At 50.3% G+C, this 3,408-nt stretch carries 4 protein-coding genes; 3 read left to right on the forward strand and 1 reads right to left on the reverse strand.

Annotated elements, in window-relative coordinates; genetic code table 11:
- The first annotated feature begins 408 nt into the window (after positions 1 to 408).
- The 3 genes from M4I36_RS13995 to M4I36_RS14005 all read left to right on the forward strand — a co-directional run bounded on the left by M4I36_RS13995 (position 409) and on the right by M4I36_RS14005 (position 2,787).
- Entirely contained in the window at positions 409 to 1,698 is a 1,290-nt protein-coding gene (locus M4I36_RS13995; protein ID WP_258112373.1) for an IS110 family RNA-guided transposase, read from the forward strand.
- A gap of 373 nt (positions 1,699 to 2,071) precedes the next feature.
- Positions 2,072 to 2,314, forward strand: a complete 243-nt coding sequence (locus M4I36_RS14000) for a sigma-70 family RNA polymerase sigma factor (RefSeq protein WP_258112374.1) — start codon at positions 2,072 to 2,074, stop codon at positions 2,312 to 2,314.
- Between the two features lie 269 nt (positions 2,315 to 2,583).
- Positions 2,584 to 2,787 (forward strand): hypothetical protein, encoded by a 204-nt coding sequence (locus tag M4I36_RS14005; RefSeq protein WP_258112375.1) that lies wholly within the window; start codon positions 2,584 to 2,586, stop codon positions 2,785 to 2,787.
- A 23-nt stretch (positions 2,788 to 2,810) separates the two neighbouring features.
- Here the strand turns inward: M4I36_RS14005 and M4I36_RS14010 are convergent, their stop codons facing one another.
- Positions 2,811 to 3,056 (reverse strand): hypothetical protein, encoded by a 246-nt coding sequence (locus tag M4I36_RS14010; RefSeq protein WP_374986321.1) that lies wholly within the window; start codon positions 3,054 to 3,056, stop codon positions 2,811 to 2,813.
- Positions 3,057 to 3,408: the final 352 nt, after the last annotated feature.

Consider the following 3,408-nt stretch of genomic DNA (forward strand, 5'->3'; position numbering starts at 1 on the left):
GTCGACCTAGCGACTCAAGCGAAGACGTTGCAAGACCACCTGCTGGGGTATGCGCTCTATTGGGGGCGTGGGCGTGGAGATGCCAAAGGATGTGAATCAGTATGACGCAGTACACACCGGAGCAGGAAGTCGCCTGAATTCGCCAGATCATACGGAATGAGATGCTCAATGAACGAAAACGGTGTCAACGATGGCATCGCGAAGCGTTGATTCTCAATACTCCTTTGGATGCAGAGCATGAAGAGGAACGCATTGAACACATTCCCGATGGCTCATCCAGCATCGAAGAGACCGTAGCACTTAAGCAGTCCTGTAATAAAGCAATTTGAGGTTTGCTAGATTAAAAAACCTCCTGGTATCGTTGGTAGTTGTCCAGACAACCACAAAACGCAGGAGGGTGAAGCTAAAATGGCAAAGAATGTGAACGCCAAGATTCAACGTATCACGGAGGGAACGCTCGTCGTCGGTATCGATATCGCCAAATATACGCACGTTGCAAGAAGCGTCGATTGGCGAGGCATCGAACTAGGCAAGCCCCTCACCTTCGAGAATACCAGGACTGGGCTTGGGAATCTAGAGAAATGGTTGGAAAACTTGAAGCGTTCTCATAGCAAAGACGATGTGTTAATAGGCATGGAGCCAACTGGACATTATTGGATGGCGCTCGCTCAGTATCTGCGAGAACGTGGCATTCCGGTGGTTCACGTCAATCCGTCACACGTCAAGAAGAGCAAGGAACTGGATGACAACTCACCGACGAAGAATGACGTCAAGGATGCGCTCACCATTGCCCGTCTGGTCAAAGACGGTCGTTACGCAGAGCCTATCATCCCAACCGGTGTGTACGCCGAACTGCGGACTGGCATGAACCAACGAGAGCGCCTAATGGAGGATATGCATCGGGTCAAAGGTCGTATCCACAATTGGCTGGATCGCTTTTTCCCGGAGCTGGTACCGACTGTGTTCAAGGATTGGGACGGCAAGGCGGCGCTGGCCCTGTTACGCCAAGCATGGCTGCCTGTGGATATCTCTGAAATGGCGCCAGAGGATGTTGTTCACATGTGGAGGGAGGCGGATATCAAACGAGGCATTGGGTTGAAGGCAGCAAAGAAGCTCGTGAGCTGCGCACAGGGGTCGATTGGATTGCGAGAAGGGTCCACCATGGCCCGTCAGGAGCTGCAGATCCTGATGAGTCAATATGACCTGATTGAGCAACAACTTGATCAACTGGAAGCACAGATTGCCGAACTGCTGACGGAAATTCCGGGTGCCAAACAGATGCTCCAGATACCCGGTCTCGGGCTATCCACAGTCGCTGGATTCCTGGCTGAGGTAGGAGACCTGTCTCTATTCACAAGCTGGCACCAGATTCGCAAGCTGGCTGGGCTTAACCTGAAAGAAGACCGTTCCGGCATGCATAAGGGCCAAACGGTCATCAGCAAGCGAGGTAGAGCACGACTGCGGGCATTGCTCTATCGAGGCGTATTCTTCTTGGTCGCAACGAACTCGGAGTTCAAGTTGCTGCACCAGCACTACAAAAAGCGTGTGGATAACCCGCTGAGGCCCAAACAGTCGCTCGTTGCTCTCTGCGGAAAACTGATACGCATTCTGTACACGGTAGGTACACGGCGTGTGGATTACGATCCCATTCGAGCCCTTGGTCCGGCGTACCGGTCGCTCACGAACCCGGCTGCTTGATTCAAAGGATTGACGGTCATTTCGCTCAGAATATCGTACAAGACTACACAAGATTGAATCTGCATTTGACAAACGTATAGCACGGAGAAGCCGGCAGACATTTTTTCCATTCGGGCACAGACCCTGCATACAAGCTTCGCTGGCCTCCACCCTTTCGATAGGTCGTACGAAGGACTGCTGAGGGCATAGACCCTGTGAGACATGAGAGGGTAAACCACGAAAGAAACTGGTGGAGATCCGTACGATGCATACCATATTTTTGAAGACGGCATTGCCCGTCTAGTTCAATGCACCGATCAACGGATAAAACCACTCTCATAAATTATCTTGCAGTCTGGTGACGAAACGGTCAAATGCGAAATCATGCGATTGAGTGAGAAAACGAGAAGAAAATGTACTTTTCCTGAGAGAGGTGCTGCTGGAACAGTTGCCGGAGAGAGAACGGCAGGTCTTGCTTGGTCTCTATTTTGAGGGACGAACGCCACGCGAGATCGGTCAGATGTGCGGCGTGAGTCAAAGAATGGTCAGCAAAATTCATCGTCAGGCGATTCAACAGATACGGGAGATGATGCTCAGTGAAGTGCTCGATCGAGAGAGTGCATCGTCTACTCCATGAAGCTCGGGAAGGGAAGATGGATGTAGCCGAGGAACTGTGTGCCTGCTTTGTGGATGAGATGCGTCGACTGTCCACTATGTTGCCGGAGAAAAGTCGGCAAGATGGCGAACAGCGAGTTTGTTGGCGATTAATTTTAGAGACCACGAAAAAAATTGATGAGAGGGGTTCTCAAAAACGCCAGTCGGATTGTTGTAAAGAGTAGAGGGGCAAAACGAAACGCCCCTCACCACTTCAACTGAGTGGAAAAACATCGAAAAGGAGAGTCCATCATGGCGCAATTCTTTTATCAGTTTGATGGAGATTTAAATTTTATTTGCACGAACTACGCGATTCAAGTGGATGAGCAGACAGACTTCAGTGTAAAGTTAGTTCAATATTGCAATCAAGGGGGAAATCCGAATATAACTTATGCGCTTGTGAACGCCTCCTACCCGATTGCTCTACACACTCCATCAGCGTTGTACCCTCGTTGAAGTTGTCCAACTCGTCTTCTCCATCAAGGTGCATCCGTCCACCCTGCTGATGCAACTGTGGCACCGAACTCCACATTCGGCGTGGCCTTTCCACGCACCATCGGTCGGACGTCGGGCTGAGTGATGCTTACGATTCGGTCATCGACGCGACGACTGTGCGATGGGTACATCTCTCGTTGTTGTCGATACCGCTCACCAACGACCAAAATTTCACAATATGGTCGCCGCGAACATACGGTGGGCTGCGCGTGTGCCAACAATGGTTCCATCGGCCTCCGAAGGGCAAAAAGACGTCTCGTAGAAGCATTGGTTTTTCCAAATGCACAGTCTTTTACTCAATCCGCTCAAAAACCATACACTTTCACTCGAAAAGACACACTCGGAATTGTTTCTAAAGGATGTTTTATTCACTCATTAGGCACTCGCTAAGCAAACAAGGAGAGACTGACTATGCACGGTTCGACGGTTGGTTGGACTGTGGAGTGATTTTGGCAGGGCTTTTGTGAAACAAATGGTCATCTGAAGTCGTCATATGGTGTAAGTGGGGGGTGCTGAATGAATCAGGCGACTTCCCCTGCAAAGCCTAAATCAGTCCCAATAAGCTCCATAAATATGAGCCAA

Origin of the sequence: Alicyclobacillus sp. SP_1, from assembly GCF_024706985.1 — a bacterium.
GTDB lineage: Bacteria > Bacillota > Bacilli > Alicyclobacillales > Alicyclobacillaceae > Alicyclobacillus_I.